The organism is Pseudomonas sp. Pseusp3, assembly GCF_047304225.1.
Taxonomy (GTDB): Bacteria; Pseudomonadota; Gammaproteobacteria; order Pseudomonadales; family Pseudomonadaceae; genus Aquipseudomonas; species Aquipseudomonas fluorescens_CD.
Genome location: NZ_JBGLYV010000106.1, coordinates 1 through 19,109, shown reverse-complemented (window position 1 = coordinate 19,109; position 19,109 = coordinate 1). Strand labels below are relative to the sequence as shown.

The 19,109-nt window shown below is 61.3% G+C and carries 15 protein-coding genes; 6 read left to right on the top strand and 9 right to left on the bottom strand.

Annotation, left to right across the window (positions count from 1 at the left end; all coding sequences use genetic code 11):
* Positions 1 to 303 precede the first annotated feature (303 nt).
* The 6 genes from ACCD00_RS25710 (at position 304) to ACCD00_RS25685 (ending at position 8,721) form a co-directional block, all read left to right on the top strand.
* The gene (locus ACCD00_RS25710) at positions 304 to 1,464 is read left to right on the top strand and encodes an efflux RND transporter periplasmic adaptor subunit (protein ID WP_413428116.1); all 1,161 of its coding nucleotides are present in this window, start codon (positions 304 to 306) and stop codon (positions 1,462 to 1,464) included.
* Positions 1,461 to 4,562 carry a multidrug efflux RND transporter permease subunit gene (locus ACCD00_RS25705; protein WP_413428115.1) on the top strand — a complete coding sequence of 1,034 codons (3,102 nt, stop codon included), beginning with the start codon at positions 1,461 to 1,463 and terminating at the stop codon, positions 4,560 to 4,562. The genes ACCD00_RS25710 and ACCD00_RS25705 overlap by 4 nt, the downstream gene beginning before the upstream one ends.
* A 9-nt stretch (positions 4,563 to 4,571) precedes the next feature.
* A complete protein-coding gene (locus ACCD00_RS25700) occupies positions 4,572 to 5,249 on the top strand; it encodes a heavy metal response regulator transcription factor (RefSeq protein WP_007998286.1) in 678 nt (225 codons plus the stop codon).
* A complete protein-coding gene (locus ACCD00_RS25695; RefSeq protein ID WP_413428114.1) occupies positions 5,239 to 6,603 on the top strand; it encodes a heavy metal sensor histidine kinase in 1,365 nt (454 codons plus the stop codon). The genes ACCD00_RS25700 and ACCD00_RS25695 overlap by 11 nt, the downstream gene beginning before the upstream one ends.
* 143 nt (positions 6,604 to 6,746) lie before the next feature.
* The gene (locus ACCD00_RS25690; protein WP_413428117.1) at positions 6,747 to 6,971 is read left to right on the top strand and encodes a hypothetical protein; all 225 of its coding nucleotides are present in this window, start codon (positions 6,747 to 6,749) and stop codon (positions 6,969 to 6,971) included.
* 247 nt (positions 6,972 to 7,218) lie between these two features.
* Positions 7,219 to 8,721, top strand: coding sequence for a diguanylate cyclase (locus ACCD00_RS25685; RefSeq protein WP_413428113.1), 1,503 nt, complete (start codon positions 7,219 to 7,221; stop codon positions 8,719 to 8,721).
* A 174-nt stretch (positions 8,722 to 8,895) separates the two neighbouring features.
* Here the strand turns inward: ACCD00_RS25685 and lpxC are convergent, their stop codons facing one another.
* The 9 genes from lpxC to murD form a co-directional block, all read right to left on the bottom strand.
* On the bottom strand, positions 8,896 to 9,807 hold the full coding sequence (gene lpxC, locus ACCD00_RS25680) for a UDP-3-O-acyl-N-acetylglucosamine deacetylase (protein ID WP_008016709.1): 912 nt from the start codon (positions 9,805 to 9,807) through the stop codon (positions 8,896 to 8,898).
* Between the two features lie 112 nt (positions 9,808 to 9,919).
* A complete protein-coding gene (gene ftsZ / locus ACCD00_RS25675; RefSeq protein ID WP_223548556.1) occupies positions 9,920 to 11,113 on the bottom strand; it encodes a cell division protein FtsZ in 1,194 nt (397 codons plus the stop codon).
* A 73-nt stretch (positions 11,114 to 11,186) separates the two neighbouring features.
* Positions 11,187 to 12,446: a cell division protein FtsA gene (gene ftsA / locus ACCD00_RS25670; protein ID WP_007989901.1), complete on the bottom strand. Its 1,260-nt coding sequence runs from the start codon at positions 12,444 to 12,446 to the stop codon at positions 11,187 to 11,189.
* Positions 12,447 to 12,460: 14 nt separating this feature from the next.
* Positions 12,461 to 13,327 (bottom strand): cell division protein FtsQ/DivIB, encoded by an 867-nt coding sequence (locus tag ACCD00_RS25665; RefSeq protein ID WP_413428112.1) that lies wholly within the window; start codon positions 13,325 to 13,327, stop codon positions 12,461 to 12,463.
* A gap of 4 nt (positions 13,328 to 13,331) precedes the next feature.
* A complete protein-coding gene (locus ACCD00_RS25660; RefSeq protein WP_413428111.1) occupies positions 13,332 to 14,315 on the bottom strand; it encodes a D-alanine--D-alanine ligase in 984 nt (327 codons plus the stop codon).
* Positions 14,312 to 15,772, bottom strand: coding sequence for a UDP-N-acetylmuramate--L-alanine ligase (gene murC, locus ACCD00_RS25655; protein WP_413428110.1), 1,461 nt, complete (start codon positions 15,770 to 15,772; stop codon positions 14,312 to 14,314). The genes ACCD00_RS25660 and murC overlap by 4 nt, the downstream gene beginning before the upstream one ends.
* Positions 15,765 to 16,835 (bottom strand): undecaprenyldiphospho-muramoylpentapeptide beta-N-acetylglucosaminyltransferase, encoded by a 1,071-nt coding sequence (gene murG, locus ACCD00_RS25650; protein WP_413428109.1) that lies wholly within the window; start codon positions 16,833 to 16,835, stop codon positions 15,765 to 15,767. The genes murC and murG overlap by 8 nt, the downstream gene beginning before the upstream one ends.
* A complete protein-coding gene (ftsW, locus tag ACCD00_RS25645; RefSeq protein WP_413428108.1) occupies positions 16,825 to 18,042 on the bottom strand; it encodes a putative lipid II flippase FtsW in 1,218 nt (405 codons plus the stop codon). Before ftsW ends, murG begins: the two co-directional genes overlap by 11 nt.
* A partial coding sequence (murD, locus tag ACCD00_RS25640; RefSeq protein WP_413428107.1) for a UDP-N-acetylmuramoyl-L-alanine--D-glutamate ligase occupies positions 18,039 to 19,109 on the bottom strand: 1,071 nt, incomplete at its 5' end. The genes murD and ftsW, both read right to left, overlap by 4 nt.

Genomic DNA, 19,109 nt, shown 5'->3' with positions numbered 1-19,109 from the left:
ATGCCGGAGCGAAGGAACCCCGAGCCCTGGCGAGGGGCCGGACGTTCGGGGCGAGCGTTTTTTTGCTTACTTTTTTTAGGCGCTTGTAAAAAAAGTGAGTCGCCGTAAGGGCGAAACCACCAGCCGCCACAACCCAAAAAACGGATATATACACGGTCAACCAAGAATATGGTCGGCCCAGAGGCCGCCAAAGCCAAACTGACAGCGCCGTCAGTTAGCCGTCACCCTCCTGACCGGCAAACAGGTTTATAAAGGAAAATACCCACTTACCTACCGACCACCCAGCCCCGGCGCCCCACTCGCATGCGAATCCAGAAAAAACCCGCTCTGCTCGTCGCCCTTCTGATCGTCCTGGCAGCGCTGGGCCTGTGGTATGCCACCAAACCGGCCAAGGCCAAGCTCGCCGCCCCCACGGCCATCCCCGTGCGAGTGGTCGCCGTGGCAGAAAAAGACGTGCCACGTTACGTAAGCGGCATCGGTTCGGTACTGTCCCTGCACAGCGTCGTAGTCCGTCCGCAAATCGACGGCATCCTCACCAGACTGCTGGTCAAGGAAGGCCAACTGGTGAAAAAAGGTGATCTGCTGGCCACCATCGACGACCGGTCGATCCGCGCCAGTCTCGACCAGGCCCGGGCACAACTGGGCGAAAACCAGGCCCAACTGCAAGTGGCGCTGGTCAACCTCAAACGCTACAAATTGCTCAGCGTCGACGACGGGGTGTCCAAGCAGACCTACGATCAGCAACAGGCTCTGGTCAATCAACTCAAGGCCACCGCCCAAGGCAACCAGGCCTCGATTGATTCCGCTGAGGTACAGCTTTCCTACACACAAATACACTCCCCGGTCAGTGGTCGTGTCGGTATTCGCACAGTCGACGAAGGCAACTTCCTGCGCATGAGCGACGCCCAAGGCCTGTTCACCGTGACCCAGATCGACCCCATCTCCGTAGAATTTTCCCTGCCGCAGCAAATGCTGCCGACCTTGCAGGGCCTGATCAACGACCCACAGCACGCCCAGGTCAAGGCCTATATCGGCGCCGACACCGACGGTGAAACCGGCAACCTGCTCGGCGAAGGTCACCTGACCCTGATCGACAACCAGATCAACGCCAGCACCGGCACCATCCGCGCCAAGGCCGAATTCGACAATCCGGGGCAGAAGCTGTGGCCAGGCCTGCTGGTGACGGTAAAGATTCAGACTGCCCTGGACAAAGATGCGCTGGTGGTACCGCCGACCGTCGTACAACGCGGTCTGGACCAGCACTTCGTGTACCGGGTCAATGGCGACAAAGTCGAAGCCGTGCAGGTGCAGATGGTCTATCAAGGCAGCGGCCAGGACATCATCAAAGGCGTGAAGCCCGGTGATGTGCTGGTCAGCGATGGTCAGTCGCGGCTCAAGCCCGGCGCCACCGTGCAAGTACTGACCGAGCCGTCGCAAGTGGTGCAATCGGAGGCGGCGCAATGAAGGGCCACGGTTCGATATCAGCCTGGTGCATCGACCACCCGGTGGCCACGGTCCTGCTGACGTTCGCCCTGGTGCTGCTGGGCGTCATAGCGTTTCCGCGCCTGCCGGTAGCGCCGTTGCCGGAAGCAGAGTTCCCGACCATCCAGGTGGCCGCGCAACTGCCCGGCGCCAGCCCGGAAACCATGGCTTCCTCGGTGGCCACGCCCCTTGAAGTGCAATTCAGCGCCATTCCCGGCGTGACCCAGATGACCTCGAGCAGTGCACTGGGCTCGACCAACCTGACCCTGCAATTCACCCTCGACAAGAGCATCGACACCGCCGCCCAGGAAGTGCAGGCGGCGATCAATACTGCCGCGGGCAAGCTGCCCAAGGACATGCCGAACCTGCCGACCTGGCGCAAGGTCAACCCGGCCGACAGCCCGGTGCTGATCCTCAGCGTCAACTCCTCGCTGATGCCCGGCCCGGAGCTCAGCGACCTGACGGAAACCCTGTTGGCCCGTCAGCTCAGTCAGGTCGACGGTGTAGGCCAGGTCGCCATCACCGGTCAGCAGCGTCCGGCGATTCGCGTCCAGGTTTCGGCGGACAAACTCGCGGCCATCGGCCTGACCCTCGCCGACATCCGCCTGGCGATCCAGCAGACCAGCCTCAACCTGGCCAAGGGTGCGCTGTACGGGGAATCGAGCATCTCGACCCTGTCCACCAACGACCAGTTGTTCCACCCGGAGGACTACAGCCAGCTGATTGTTTCCTACAAGGACGGCGCACCCGTTCATCTGCGTGACGTCGCCAAAGTCGTCAACGGTTCGGAAGATGCCTACGTACAGGCTTGGGCGGGCACGCAACCGGGGGTGAACCTGGTGATCTTCCGCCAGCCGGGGGCCAACATCGTCGAAACCGTGGACCGCATCCAGGCCGCCTTGCCGGCGCTGGAAGCGATGCTCCCCGCCTCGGTGCAGGTCAAGACGCTGATCGACCGCACCCAGACCATCCGTGCCTCGCTGCATGAAGTGGAAATCACCCTGCTGATTGCAATCATGCTGGTAGTGGCGGTGATGGCGCTGTTCCTGCGCCAGTTGTCGGCGACCCTGATCGTCTCGGCGGTGCTGGGGGTTTCGCTGACCGCCAGCTTTGCGCTGATGTACGTCATGGGATTCAGCCTGAACAACCTGACGCTGGTGGCGATCGTGGTGGCCGTGGGCTTTGTGGTCGACGATGCGATCGTGGTGGTGGAAAACATTCACCGGCACCTGGAGGCCGGCGACGGCATGCGCGAAGCGGCGATCAAGGGTGCGGGCGAGATCGGCTTCACCGTTGTCTCGATCAGTTTTTCGCTGGTGGCGGCGTTCATCCCGCTGCTGTTCATGGGTGGCGTGGTCGGACGGTTGTTCAAGGAATTCGCCCTGACCGCCACCTCGACCATCCTGATTTCCGTGGTGGTGTCGCTGACCCTGGCGCCGACCATGGCCGCGCTGTTCATGCGCGCGCCAGTACATCATGCCCACGACAAACCGGGCTTTGGCGAGCGTCTGCTGGCATGGTACGAAAAAGGCCTGCGCCGCGCCCTCGCCCATCAGCGCTTGATGATTGGCGTGTTCTGCCTGTCACTGGGCCTGGCCGTTGCCGGGTACATTCTGATCCCGAAAGGTTTCTTCCCGATCCAGGACACCGGTTTCGTCCTCGGCACCACCGAAGCCGCTGCCGACATTTCCTACGGCGACATGGTGAAAAAACACCTGGCAATGGCGGAAATCGTCGCCGCCGACCCTGCGGTGGAAACGTTCTCGCACTCGGTCGGGGTATCCGGCAGCAACCAGACCATCGCCAACGGCCGCTTCTGGATCACCCTGAAAAAACGCAGCGACCGCGATGTCTCGGCCAGTCAGTTCATCGACCGGATTCGTCCACAACTGATGAAAGTGCCGGGCATCGTCCTGTACCTGCGCGCCGGCCAGGACATCAACCTCAGCTCCGGCCCAAGCCGTGCCCAGTACCAATACGTTCTCAAGAGCAACGACGGCGGCACACTCAGCACCTGGACCCAGCGCCTGACGGAAAAACTGCGCGCCAACCCGGCATTCCGCGACATTTCCAACGATTTGCAACTGGGCGGCAGCATTACCCACATCAGCATTGACCGCAGCGCGGCGGCGCGTTTCGGCCTGACCGCCAGCGACGTCGACGAAGCCCTGTACGATGCATTCGGCCAGCGCCAGATCAACGAATTCCAGACCCAGGTCAATCAGTACAACGTGATTCTGGAGCTGGACACCAAACAGCGCGGCAAGGCCGAAAGCCTCAACTATTTCTACCTGCGCTCGCCCCTGAGCGGGCAAATGGTGCCGTTGTCAGCCCTGGCCAAATTCGACGCGCCGACCGTCGGCCCGCTGTCCATCGCCCATGACGGCATGTTCCCGGCCGCCAACCTGTCGTTCAACCTGGCGCCGGGCGTGGCGTTGGGCGATGCGGTGATCATGCTCAACCAGGCCAAGGCCGACATCGGCATGCCGAGCGCCATCAGCGGCAATTTCCAGGGCGCGGCCCAGGCGTTCCAGAGTTCTCTGGCCAGCCAGCCGTGGCTGATTCTGGCGGCACTGGTGGCGGTGTACATCATTCTCGGCGTGCTCTACGAGAGCTTCGTCCATCCGCTGACGATCATTTCCACCTTGCCATCGGCGGGCCTCGGCGCGGTGATCATGCTGTGGATTTGCGGCCAGGACTTTTCGATCATGGCCTTGATCGGCCTGGTGCTGTTGATCGGTATCGTCAAAAAAAACGGCATCCTGATGATCGACTTCGCCCTCGAAGCGCAGCGCAATGCCGGATTGTCGCCTGAAGAAGCGATCTTCAAGGCCTGTCTCACGCGGTTCCGGCCGATCATCATGACCACCCTCGCCGCCCTGCTCGGCGCCCTGCCGCTGATGCTCGGCTACGGCACCGGCGCCGAGTTGCGCCAGCCCCTGGGGATCGCGGTGGTCGGCGGCTTGCTGGTGAGCCAGGCCCTGACGCTGTTCACCACGCCGGTCATATACTTGTGGCTGGAGCGGTTGTTTCACAGGCCCAAACCTTCGCCAGTGCCAGCGCTGGCAAGCACAGACTGAGGCAGGGTCATGCGCGTTCTGATTATCGAAGACGAGGAAAAAACCGCGGACTATCTGCACCGCGGTCTGACGGAACAGGGTTACACCGTGGATCTGGCGCGGGACGGGGTCGAAGGCCTGCACCTGGCGCTGGAGAGCGACTACGCGGTGATCGTCCTCGACGTGATGTTGCCGGGCCTCGACGGCTTCGGCGTACTGCGCGCCCTGCGTGCGCGCAAGCAAACCCCGGTGATCATGCTCACCGCCCGCGAGCGTGTGGAGGATCGCATCAAGGGCCTGCGTGACGGCGCCGATGACTATCTGGGCAAACCGTTTTCCTTCCTTGAACTGGTGGCACGCCTGCAAGCGCTGACCCGGCGCAGCGGCGGCCATGAGCCGGTGCAAGTGAGCATCGCCGACCTGTGGATAGATTTGATCAGCCGCAAGGCTACACGTGGCGGCACACGGCTGGACCTGACCGCCAAGGAGTTCTCGCTGCTCAGTGTGCTGGCCCGCCGCCAGGGTGAAATCCTCTCGAAAACCGCCATCGCCGAAATGGTCTGGGACATTAACTTCGACAGCGACGCCAACGTCGTCGAAGTCGCGATCAAACGCCTGCGGGCCAAGCTCGACGGGCCGTTCGAAGAGAAACTGCTGCACACCATTCGCGGCATGGGTTATGTGCTGGAGAGCCGTGGTGTCCAGTAATTCAATCGCCTTGCGGCTGAGCGGGATGTTCACGCTGGTGGCGCTGCTGGTGTTTCTGCTGATCGGCTGGGCACTTTATCAACAGGTGGATAAAGGCTTGGGCCTGCTGCCAGAAGCTGAACTCGATGCGCGCTACAGCGTGCTCGAGTCCACGGTCGGCCGATACGGTACGCCCGAGCATTGGGTGAAGATCAACAACAAGCTCAATCTGCTGAGCGAAGAAGACAAGCGCATCAGTTTCTGGATCATCAGCGGCGATCCGCACTATGAGTACGGCAACCTGACCCCACAGGTCCGCGCCTTTGCCCAAGGCCCGCTGGGCACAAGGGACATGCATCTGCCGGACCACCCATATCCGCTGAAAGTGCTGGTCAGCGAGTTCCCGGCCAAGGACCAGCGCCCACCACTGCGCTTCATGATCGCCATCGACACCGAAACGTTTTTCCATACCCAGCATCAACTGCTGATCGCGCTGATCAGCCTGGCGATCGTCGGCGTGCTGCTGGCCTCGGCACTGGGTTACTGGGTGGCGCGGATCGGTCTCAAGCCGCTGATCAAACTGTCCCAGGAAGCGCAGCGCCTGGCCCCGCCATTGCGCTCGGGGCGCTTGCGATTGTCACCGCTGCCGCCGGAACTCGATCAATTCGTCAGTTCGTTCAACTCGACCCTGGAACGGGTCGAGCAAGCCTACTCGCGCCTTGAGTCGTTCAATGCCGACGTCGCCCACGAATTGCGCTCGCCACTGACCAACCTGATCGGCCAGACCCAAGTCGCATTGACCCGTGGACGCTCCGCCGAGCATTACTTCGAAGTGCTGCAATCGAACCTCGAAGAGCTTGAGCGACTGCGTTCGATCATCAACGACATGCTGTTCCTCGCCAGTGCCGACCAGGGCAGCAAGGCGACCAAACTCACCTCCACCTCGCTGGCCGAAGAGGTAGCCACGACGCTGGAATATCTGGATTTCATTCTCGAAGACGCTCAGGTCCAGGTTGAGGTCAGTGGTGACGCGCAAGTGCGCATCGAGATCGCCCACCTGCGCCGGGCATTGATCAACCTGCTGAACAACGCAGTGCAGCATACGGCGCCCGGGCAGGTGATTCAGGTGCGCATTGAAGCGGAAGAACACCAGGTCAGCATCGGCGTCGCCAACCCCGGTTCGCCGATTGCCCGTGAACACCTGCCACGGCTGTTCGAGCGCTTCTATCGGGTCGATGCTTCGCGCAGCAACAGCGGCAACAATCACGGCCTGGGACTGGCCATCGTCAAGGCGATTGCATTGATGCATGGCGGCGATGTGTTCGTGCGCAGCGACCACGGGATGAATACCTTCGGCATCCACCTGCCCGTCTGATCCCTTTTCCTTTGTGGGTGCGGCCAATCAACTGTTGCCATAGACGCAACAGTCCTTTCATGAATCCGCTCTTTTTCCCTTCGCTCCAGATCCTTATCTTTGCCCGCACCAAACAGCACTTGCCAAGCAAGAAGGTTTTAAAGATGTCCAACAGTATGGGTATTGCCAGCGCTTTCGTTTTGTCCTCTTTGTTCCTGTCGCCATTGGCGATGGCGGAAGAATCGCAGACTTTCGTCGCGCATAACGCTGCACGCTCCGCGGCGTTCGAAGAGCACCGGATCGAAATGACGGCCAAGACTGCGCAAGATGCCCAGGCCCCGCAAGCATCCAGCACCCAGGCCCAGCCACGGGCCGAAAAAGACAGCTGATCCATACCTGTCGCGCCTGTTTCCCTCGACGCTTTTCATCGGCTCTTCCCTTCGAAAAGTTGTCTTCAAAGCCGCTGCTGTCAGCGGCTTTTTTTATCGTGGCGACTCAACTTTCGTTGCAATTGCTGCAACGAAAGTCACTGACACGAATGGCAATGATCAATCGTTCGAGCAACAGAAGCGATTCACTCGGCTGCTGCGTTTATGCAACTACGCTTACTACGTCCCTTTAGCAGACGTCAGCCCTATGACCGCAAGCCGCACCCCACATATTCAAGGCCCGCCCGGGCGACCGGAGATCATGGTGATCCTCGGCAGCACCCTGACCGTCATCTCGATCCTGTGCATCGTCACGTTCCTGCTGATCCGCGAACACGCCTATGCCCAGCAGACCGCCACACGCAGCGCGACCACCATTGCGCAACTGATCGATGCCGATGTCCTGCGTACGGTCGAGCTTTATGATTTGACCTTGCAGGGCCTGATCGCCGCCGCCCAACGGGACGACCTGAAACAGGTATCACCGCAGATCCGCCATCTGGTGCTGTTCGACCGCTCCACCACCGCGCGCTACAAAGGCGACATCCTGCTGCTGGACAAGCACGGCGACGTGCTGGCCGACTCATCATTGATCGAACCGAAACCGGGCAACTTCGCTGACCGCGACTATTTCCAGGCCCATGTCGCCAATCGCGACACCGGCATGTTCATCAGCCGACCGTTCAAGCCGCGCTGCGACTGCGATGACAGCGACGAATGGCGCATCAGTTTCAGCCGACGCATTTCCTCACCCACGGGTGAGTTTCTGGGGGTCGCGGTGGCGTCGATGCGCATGAGCTACTTCGATCAGCTGTTCAACAGCCTCGACATCGGCACCGGCAGTACGCTGGCCATTATCAACAATGACGGGATTCTCCTGGCGCAGAAACCGTACCGGGAACAAAACTCCATCGGCAAAAGCTTCTCCAACCGTCCCAACGTCGTACGCATACTGCAGGAGCGCAGTGGGACCTTCGAAAGCGTATCGAGTGTCGACCATCAACGACGCCTGTACACCTTTTCCCGGGTCGGCAATCTGCCGCTGGCCGTCATCGTGGCCCTTTCCATCGATGAAGTGTTCGCCACCTGGAGCCGCACGGCCTATGTGATCAGCGGTGCTACCGGGGTTTTGTGCATCGGTTTGTTCTGGCTGACCTGGCTGCTCTGCCGCGAGCTGCGCCTGCGCCAACATGCCGAGCAGGAACTGTCACAACTGGCGGCCACCGATGCATTGACCGGTGTGGCCAACCGTCGATCCCTTGACCAGACGCTGCGCCATGAATGGTTTCGTGCACAGCGCAGCGGCAAGCCGTTGTCATTGCTGATGATCGATGCCGATCATTTCAAGGCCTTCAATGACCGGCACGGGCATCAGGCCGGCGACGATGCCTTGCGGGCATTGGCCGAGGTCATCCGCGCCAATGTCCATCGCCCGGCAGACCTGGTGGCGCGCTATGGTGGCGAGGAATTCTCGGTAATTCTGGCGGAAACCGGCAGTGAAGGCGCGCGGCAGATCGCCGAACATATCCGTGGGGCGGTGCAAAAACTGCCGCTGGTGGATCCGGGTGAGTCGCCGATGAGCGTGAGTATCGGCATTGCCACCTGGACGGCGACCAGCGATACCAGCCTGGAGCAATTGCTGTTCAGTGCGGACAAGGCGTTGTATCAGGCCAAGGACGGGGGGCGTAATCGGGTGGTGTGTGCCCGTTGAATTCCATACTGAATCGACTGGCCTCTTCGCGAGCAAGCCCGCTCCCACAGTTGACCGCGTCCCCCCTGTAGGAGCGAGCTTGCTCGCGATGAGGCCAGCCCAGACAATACAAACTTCAGGGCATAAAAAAAGGCCACCCGAAGGCAGCCTTTAAAAACTAGAGAGGTTTTTTGCTTACACGGCCGCAACCGGGCGCATGTAAGAGATCGGTGCAGTGCTGGCGTCTTCGAACGTCACGACTTCCCAGGCATCTGTCTGCTCAATCAACTTGCGCAGCAGCTGGTTGTTCAGTGCGTGGCCGGACTTGAAGCCCTTGAATTCACCAATCAGGCTATTGCCCAGCAGGTAGAGGTCACCAATTGCATCGAGAATCTTGTGCTTCACGAATTCGTCTTCATAGCGAAGGCCGTCTTCGTTCAGTACGCCATCGGCGTCGACCACAATAGCGTTTTCAACGCTGCCGCCGAGTGCGAGGTTGTGCTTGCGCAGGTACTCGATGTCACTCATGAAACCAAAGGTACGGGCGCGGCTGACTTCTTTTACAAACGAAGTGCTGGAAAAATCCACGCTTGCACTTTGTGTGCGGTCACGGAAAACCGGGTGATCGAAATCGATCTCGAAGCTTACCTTGAACCCGTCGAAAGGGACGAAAGTAGCGCGCTTGTCGCCATCTTCCACTGTCACTTCACGCAGGATGCGGATGAACTTCTTGGCGGCGTCCTGTTCTTCCAGGCCAGCCGATTGAATCAGGAATACGAAAGGTCCGGCGCTACCATCCATGATCGGGACTTCGGACGCGGAGAGCTCGACGTAGGCGTTATCGATGCCCAGGCCTGCCATGGCCGAGAGCAGGTGCTCTACCGTGTCCACTTTGACGTCACCGTTAACCAGCGTGGTCGACATAGTGGTTTCACCAACGTTTTCCGCGCGGGCAGGAATCTGCACCACGGGATCGAGGTCGGCGCGACAAAACACGATGCCGGTGTCGACAGGCGCTGGCTTGAGGGTCAGGTAGACCTTCTCCCCGGAGTGCAGGCCGACACCTGTGGCACGGATAATATTCTTCAGGGTGCGTTGTTTAATCATGGCATGGGCCGCTTCAGCGCAAATTGCGAACTGGTATCAACAAAGGCTGGCGATGATAGCAGACCAGGCCTTTGCTGAACACCAATCACCCTAATACCCCTGATACATTTCATCAATCGGCCTGTCGACGCAGGAAAGCCGGGATGTCCAGGTAGTCCAGGTCATCTTGCGGATTCATCTTCGCGGCAGCCGCAGCACCGGCCTGGGCCTGGTTGCGCATGACGGTCGGACGGTCCAGGTCACGGTAGTTCACCGCTGGAGCTTCCTGACGAACAGGGGCCTGTTGTTGTGGCTGTGCAGACATCGAGGTGTGGACGGTGTTGTCGATGACCTTCACAGGCTTCTCGATTTTAGCGCCCAGACCTGTGGCAACGACGGTCACGTGCAGCTCGTCGCGCATGTCCGGATCGATAACGGTACCGACCTTGACCATCGCGTGCTCGGAGGCGAATGCCTCGATGATGCTACCCACGTCGGAGTATTCACCCAGGGACAGATCCGGACCGGCGGTAATGTTCACCAGGATGCCGCGAGCGCCTTGCAGGTTCACGTCTTCCAGCAGCGGGTTGCGAATGGCCGCTTCGGTGGCTTCGCGTGCACGGTTCGGACCGCTGGCGCAGCCAGTGCCCATCATCGCCATGCCCATTTCGCTCATCACGGTACGCACGTCGGCGAAGTCGACGTTGATCATGCCCGGACGCTTGATGATGTCGGAGATACCGCGAACGGCACCGGCCAGTACATCGTCAGCCTTGGCGAAAGCCGACAGCAGGCTTGCGTCTTTACCGAGGATGGTCAGCAGCTTCTCGTTGGGAATGGTGATCAACGAGTCGACGCTTTCGGAGAGCATGCGAATGCCTTCGTCGGCGATCTGCATACGCTTGCGGCCTTCGAACGGGAACGGACGGGTCACCACCGCAACGGTGAGGATGCCCATTTCCTTGGCCACTTCGGCGATGATCGGCGCAGCACCGGTACCGGTACCGCCGCCCATGCCAGTGGTGATGAACACCATGTTGGTGCCGGCCAGCACTTCGGCAATGCGCTCACGGTCTTCCAGAGCGGCTTGACGGCCGACTTCAGGGTTGGCGCCAGCGCCCAGGCCCTTGGTCACGCCGGTGCCCAGTTGCAGGATGGTGCGCGCGCCGATGTTTTTCAGCGCTTGAGCATCGGTGTTGGCGCAGATGAACTCGACGCCTTCGATGTTGCTCTTGACCATGTGGTTGACAGCGTTGCCGCCGCCACCGCCGACACCGATAACTTTGATTACCGGGCTTGCGGGGATGTTGTCTACGAGTTCGAACATTTTCCCTCTCCTTTACATTCTCTAGTTTTTTCGCCTACTGCGTGCTTCGGTGTAACGGTGTAGCGGTAAATCTTCAGAAATTGCCCTGGACCCACTTCTTCAGGCGGTCCAGCAGCGGAGCCTGTGGCTCTTCGTTGCTGTAGCTGTCGCGGCTGCCGATGCCCGAGAACGAGATGCCGTCGGACTGCTTCTGCAGGCCGTACATCAACAGGCCGACGCCGGTGGAATAGATCGGGTTGCGTACTACGTCATCCAGACCCTTCACGCCGTGAGGCACGCCCAGGCGGACCGGCATATGGAAGATTTCCTCGGCCAGTTCGGTAGCGCCTTCCATCTTCGACGTACCGCCGGTCAGCACGATGCCGGCCGGGATCAGGTCTTCGTAGCCGCTGCGGCGCAGTTCGGCCTGGATCAGCGTGAACAGTTCGTCGTAGCGCGGCTCGACCACTTCGGCCAGGGCCTGGCGGGACAGCTCACGCGGCGGACGGTCGCCAACGCTTGGCACCTTGATGGTTTCACCGGCACCGGCCAGCTTGGCCAGGGCGCAGGCGTAGCGAATCTTGATTTCTTCGGCGTACTGGGTCGGAGTGCGCAACGCCATGGCGATGTCGTTGGTCACCTGGTCACCGGCAATCGGGATCACCGCGGTGTGACGGATCGCGCCTTCGGTGAAGATCGCGATGTCGGTGGTGCCGCCACCGATGTCCACCAGGCACACGCCCAGCTCTTTCTCGTCATCGGTCAGCACCGAGTACGCGGAAGCAAGCTGTTCGAGAATGATGTCGTCGATTTCCAGACCGCAGCGACGCACGCATTTTTCAATGTTCTGTGCGGCGTTGACGGCGCAGGTGACCACGTGGACCTTGGCCTCCAGACGCACGCCGGACATGCCCAGCGGCTCGCGGACGCCTTCCTGGTTATCGATCACATAATCCTGCGGCAGGGTGTGCAGCACGCGCTGGTCAGCCGGAATCGCCACGGCCTGGGCTGCGTCGAGCACACGCTCAAGGTCCGCCGAGCTGACTTCGCGATCGCGAATCGCCACGATGCCGTGGGAGTTCAGGCTGCGGATGTGATTGCCGGCCACGCCGACGAACGCCGAGTGAATGCGGCAACCAGCCATCAGCTGCGCTTCTTCGATGGCGCGCTGGATCGATTGCACGGTGGACTCGATGTTCACCACCACGCCTTTTTTCAGGCCTCGGGACGGATGGGTGCCGATCCCGACGATTTCCAGCGTGCCGTCGTCCGCGACCTCGCCCACCAGCGCCACCACCTTGGAGGTGCCGATATCGAGACCGACGATCATTTTGCCGCTTTGCACGTTTGCCATGGGTCCTGCCTCTCTTAATTCTTCGCGACAGCGGGTACGGCTGCCGTCGGCGCTACAGGTTCCCGCCAGCCAACAGCGAGGCCGTTGGCGTAGCGCAGATCGATGCGCGCAATGTTCGTAATCTGTTCTTTGAGCGTCTTGTCATAGATGGCAATGAAACGGCGCATCTTTTCCACCTGGTTGCCGCGTCCCAGCAGCAGTTCGATACCCGGGCCGGCACTGCCGGGGCCGGTAGTCAGGAACCAGCTGCCGCGATCACGCAGTTCCAGGCGTGCAATCGAGAAACCCAGCGGCCTGAGCATCTGGCTCAACACCTGGTATTGCTGCATCACTTGCTGTTGAGCCCGCTGCGGGCCGAACAGCTGAGGCAAGTGTTCGTAGTTCGCCAACTCACGCGGAGTGAAGGCCTGGCCCTGGTTGTTCAACAGCGACTCGTCGCCCCAGCGGGCCACCGGCAGTTGTTCTTCCAGGCGGATCACCACTTGATCCGGCCACACCCTGCGCACTTCGGCGTGGGCAATCCATGGCATTGTTTCCAGCTCGGTGCGCATGCTCGCCAGGTCGATGGTGAAGAAGCTCGACGCCACGTATGGGGCGATCCGCTGCTGCACCGCTTGCTGGCTGATGTAACTCAAGTCGCCCTGCACATTGATCTTGGTGATCGGCCGGTCGGCATACGGCAGCAGCCGAGTGGCGCCTTCGTAAGTACCGAACCCCAACGCCACCAGCACTACCGGCCAGAACAGGCTTTTCAGAAAGCCGAAATTGGCTTTCGGCAGGCGCGCAGACATCGGCTCTTTGGCCACCATTCGGCTGGCACCCCGCGGCACCGGCTTGCGGCCGGGTGCGGGAGGCTGATGTCTGAGCTGAGCGCCTTGCATGGCCTTAACCTCTCGTCGACTCTTGGTTACCGGCAGTGTTGCCGGCAACGCTCTCGGCCAGAATGGCCAGAACCAGTTGCTGGAAATCCAGACCGGCGGCACGGGCCGCCATCGGCACCAGGCTGTGATCGGTCATGCCTGGTGCAGTGTTGACTTCCAGGAACCAGAACTGCCCTTCGGCGTCCTGCATCACGTCTGCCCTGCCCCAACCGGCGATACCCAGCGCCTCACAGGCTTTGGCCGTGAGGTCCATGAGTTCCTGTTCCTTGGCGCTGTCCAGACCGCACGGAATGCGGTACTGGGTATCGTTGGCGATGTACTTGGCGTCGTAGTCGTAGAAGCTGTGCGTCGTGCCCAGGGCAATCGGTGGCAACACCTGGTCACGCAGGGTGGCGATGGTGAACTCCGGACCGTGAATCCATTGCTCGACCAACACTTGCGAATCGTAGGTACTGGCCGCTTTCCATGCGTCGATTAGCTCGGACGCAGAACTCACTTTGGCCATCCCGATACTTGAACCTTCATGGGCCGGTTTGACGATCAAAGGGAAGCCCAGTTCCGTCGCCGCCGAAATACAATCGGCCTCGCTGCTCAGTACTGCGTGACGTGGCGTCGGAATGCCCAGGCTGTGCCAGACCTGCTTGGTGCGCAGTTTGTCCATGGCCAGGGCCGACGCCAGGATGCCGCTGCCGGTGTACGGAATGCCCAGGCATTCGAGCAGGCCCTGCATGCTGCCGTCCTCACCGCCACGACCGTGGAGGATGATGAAGGCGCGGTCGATCCTTTCGCTCTGCAGACGCTGCAGCAGGTCATCGCCTACGTCGAGGCCGAATGCGTCCACACCGGCGCTCAGCAGCGCGTCGAGTACAGCGTTGCCCGACTTCAGGGAGACTTCACGCTCGGCACTCTTGCCGCCGAACAGCACGGCGACGCGGCCGAAATCTTTCGGCGCGATCGTGGAGACCAGGTTGGCGTAGGCAGCAGTCATTTCAACTTCCCCTTCTCCGGCGCGGCAACGGCCCCGGCGAACAACTCACTCTTCAGCAGTTTTGGTGCGAGACCGCCGATATCACCGGCGCCCTGGCACAGCAGGATGTCGCCGGCGCGCAGCAGCGGCTTGACCACTGGCGCGAGGTCGACACCACGCTCGATGTAGATCGGGTCGAGCTGGCCACGCTGACGGATGCTGTTGCACAGCTTGCGGCTGTCGGCACCCGGAATCGGCTCTTCGCCGGCCGGATAGACCTCCATCAGCAGCAGTACGTTGGCGTCGGCCAGTACATTGACGAAATCGTCGTACAGGTCACGGGTGCGGCTGTAGCGGTGCGGCTGGTAGACCATCACCAGGCGGCGCTCCGGCCAACCACCGCGTACGGCCTTGATCACGGCCGCAACTTCCGTCGGGTGGTGACCGTAGTCGTCGACCAGCATCACATTGCCGCCGTCCACCGGCAGTTCGCCGTAGACCTGGAAGCGTCGACCGACACCCTGGAACCCGGACAGGCCCTGGACGATGGCTTCATCGCTGACGCCTTCGTCGCTGGCAATGCAGATGGTTGCCAGAGCGTTCAATACGTTGTGGTTGCCCGGCATGTTCACTGAAACATCCAGCGGCTCGCGGTCAGGGCGCAGCACGGTGAAGAAGGTCTGCATGCCTTGCTGGCGCACGTTGATGGCGCGCACGTCGCAGTCTTCGCCGAAGCCATAGGTGACTGTCGGGCGTTTGACCAATGGCAGGATTTCACGCACCACCGGATCGTCCAGGCACACCACCGCCAGACCGTAGAACGGCAGGTTGTGCAGGAATTCGACGAAGGTTTTCTTCAGCTTGTTGAAGTCACCGTCGTAGGTCGCCATGTGATCGGCGTCGATGTTGGTGACCACGGCCACCAGCGGCTGCAGGTGCAGGAAGCTGGCATCGCTTTCGTCGGCTTCGGCGATCAGGTAACGGCTGGTGCCAAGCTGGGCATTGGTACCCGCGGCATTCAGGCGGCCACCGATCACGAACGTCGGGTCCAGGCCACCGGCCGCAAACACCGAAGCGATCAGGCTGGTGGTGGTGGTTTTGCCGTGGGTACCGGCAACGGCGATACCGTGGCGATAACGCATCAGCTCAGCCAGCATCTCTGCACGCGGCACCACCGGAATACGGCGTTCCAGCGCGGTAGCGACTTCCGGGTTGGACGTGTTCACGGCACTCGACACCACCAGCACGTCGGCGGCAGCGGCGTTCTCGGCGCGGTGGCCGATGAAGATCTGTGCCCCGAAGGACTCCAGGCGTTCAGTCACCGGCGAGGCCTTGAGGTCGGAACCGGACACGGCATAACCCAGGTTCAGCAACACTTCGGCAATCCCGCACATGCCCACACCGCCGATACCGACGAAGTGGATGCGACGGATACGGCGCATTTCCGGTTGCGGCATGGCTTTCTGACTCTCAACCATGGGCCACCTCCAGGCAGCTATCGACCACGTTACGGGTGGCATCGGGTTTGGCGAGGCGGCGTGCCGCGGTAGCCATTTCGTTGAGTCGTTGTGGTTGCATCAGGACCTCTGTCAGGCGAGCGGCAAGATCCGCTGCACCAGTCGTTCTTTGCGGCATCAGGAAGGCTGCGCCTTCACGGGCCAAATATTCGGCGTTGCGGGTCTGGTGATCGTCGATGGCGTGAGGCAAAGGCACCAGCATCGAGGGCAGACCGGCGGCGGCCAGTTCACTGATGGTCAGCGCGCCTGCGCGACATACCACCAGGTCGGCCCAGCCATAGGCTTGGGCCATGTCTTTGATGAAAGGCTGCACCTGCGCTTCGACGCCAGCCGCGCGATAGCGCTCTGCAGTCACTTCATCGTGGTTTTTGCCGGCCTGATGGAACACTTCCGGACGCAAATCAACAGCAACTTGCGACAGGGCTTCAGGCAGCAATTTGTTCAACGGTTCTGCGCCCAGGCTTCCGCCCAGGATCAGCAAACGCGCCTTGCGACCAGCCAGGGCTGGTCGCGATGTCTCGAGGAACAGCTCGGTGCGCACCGGATTACCGGTAGTCCGGCGGCTGTCCGACAGGGTAAAGGTGTCGGGGAACGCTTCACAGACTCGGGCGGCCAACGGCACCAGCAACCGATTGGCGGTACCGGCCACGGCGTTCTGCTCGTGAACGATCACCGGCACACCGGCCAGTTTTGCCGCAACACCGCCAGGACCGGTCACAAAACCACCAAAGCCCACGACGCAGACCGGTTGCAGACGGCGAATGATCGCCCGCGCCTGCCAGACCGACTTGAGCAACATGAACGGTGCCTTGAGCAGCGACAGCTTGCCCTTGCCGCGCAGACCACTGGCGTTGATCCGGTGCAGTTCGATACCGGCCGCCGGCACCAGGTCGTTCTCGATGCCACGCGGAGTGCCAAGCCAGTGCACGGTATAGCCGCGCGCCTGGAATTCACGGGCACAGGCCAGTGCCGGGAACACGTGGCCACCGGTGCCGCCGGCCATGATCATCACGTTAGCGCCCATGGTTCGGCTCCTCGGCGAAGTCGCTCTCATGGAACTCCATCTCCTCGCTGCCCAGGTGGGTTCGACTTTCCCACTCGATGCGCAGCAACAAGCCGAGACAGGCACAGCAAATAACCAACGAACTGCCGCCATAGCTGAGGAATGGCAAGGTCAGCCCCTTGGTCGGCAGCAAGCCCACGTTCACGCCGATGTTGATCAGGAATTGACCAATCCACAGGAAGGACAAACCGTAGGCGACATAAGCTGCAAAAAACTGCTTGGCCTTCTCGGCCCACAAACCGATGTACATGCCGCGGATACACACGAAGACGAACAGTGCCACGGTGCACAACGAACCCACCGCGCCCAGTTCTTCGGCCAGGACCGAGAACACGAAGTCGGTGTGGGCTTCCGGCAGGTAGAACTGTTTCTGTACGCTGTTGCCCAGGCCAACACCCAGCCATTCGCCACGACCGAAAGCGATCAATGCCTGGGACAACTGATAACCGGCACCGAACTGGTCGGCCCACGGGTCGGCAAAGTTGGTCAGGCGCGCCATTCGATACGGCTGCATTTGAATCAACAGCACCACGGCTCCGACAGCCAGGACCACCATCAGGGAAAAACGGAACAGCCCGACACCGCCAAGGAACAGCATCGCCGCCGCAGCCCCCATCATCACGACGGTGGCACCGAAGTCCGGTTCCATCAGCAGCAGGCCAGCCATCGGCAGCAACACGATGAACGGCTTGAAAAAGCCCATCCAGCTTTCCCGCACTTCTTTCTGGCGACGCACCAGATAACCGGCGAGGTAGATCACCACGAACACCTTGGCGATCTCGGAAGGCTGGACGTTGAAGAAACTGAAGCCGATCCAGCGCATCGAGCCGTTAACCTCACGGCCGATCCCCGGAATGATCACCATCACCAGCAAACCGAACGCACCCAGCAGCATCAGCCAGCCCAGGCGTTGCCAGGTGGCAATCGGGATCATCATGGTGACGATGCAGGCACCCAGGCCCAGCACCACGTAAATAAGGTGGCGAATCATGTAGTAGAGGGCGCTGCCCGACTGCACGGCCGCCACTTCGGTCGATGCAGAGGCAATCATGATCAGCCCCAGGCCGAGCAACGTCAGGCAACCGGCGAGCATCGGGAAATCGAGGTCGATACCGCGCCCGGTGATGATCGGCGACGGGTACGGCTTGATGATGCCTCTCAGGCTCATACCAGATCCTCCACGGTTTGGACGAACTGGTGACCACGGTCTTCGTAGTTCTTGAACATGTCGAAACTGGCGCAGGCTGGCGACAGCAGCACCACGTCGCCCGGCTGCGCGGCGGCGCGGCATTGCTCGACAGCTTCGATCAGGGAGCCGGCGCGGATCAGCGGCACGGCGTCGCCGATGGCCTCGCCGATCTTGTCGGAGTCGCGGCCCATCAGCACCACGGCGCGGCAGTTGGCCGCCACCGGAGCGCGCAGATCCTTGAACTCCGCACCCTTGCCGTCGCCACCGGCTATCAGCACGACCTTGCCCTCGATGTCCGCGCCCAGCCCTTCGATGGCGGCCAGCGCGGCACCGACGTTGGTGGCCTTGGAATCGTTGTAGTAACCCACGCCGTCGAGGTCACGGACCCATTGGCAGCGATGCTCGAGGCCGGCGAAGGTGCGCAGGCTCGACAGCATGGCATCGAACGGCAGGCCGACGGCATGACCCAGAGCCAGGGCCGCGAGGGCGTTGGACTGGTTATGGGCGCCGCGAATCTTCAACTCGCGCACCGGCATCAGGTTCTGGAATTCGAAGGCCAGGTATTTCTCGCCATCTTCTTCACGGATACCGAACGCCTTGAAGTCCGGTTTGTTCAGACCGAAGGTCCAGCACGGCTGGCCCTCGCCGATCAGCGGACGGGTCAGCGCATCCTGACGATTGACCACGAACTGTTTCGCGCCACGGAAGATCCGGTGCTTGGCCAAGTGGTACGCCGGCAGACCGCTGTAGCGATCCATGTGGTCTTCGCTGATGTTGAGCACGGTCGCCACTTCAGCATTGAGCTGGTCGGTGGTTTCCAGCTGGAAGCTCGACAGTTCCATCACGTACAGCTCGACGTCGTCACTGAGCAGATCCAGCGCCGGGGTGCCGAGGTTGCCGCCCACCGCGACGCGCTTGCCGGCCGCAGCCGCCATTTCGCCGACCAGGGTGGTGACGGTGCTTTTCGCGTTGGAGCCGCTGATGGCCACGATCGGCGCCTTCGCGTTACGCGCGAACAGCTCGATGTCGCCGGACAGTTTCACGCC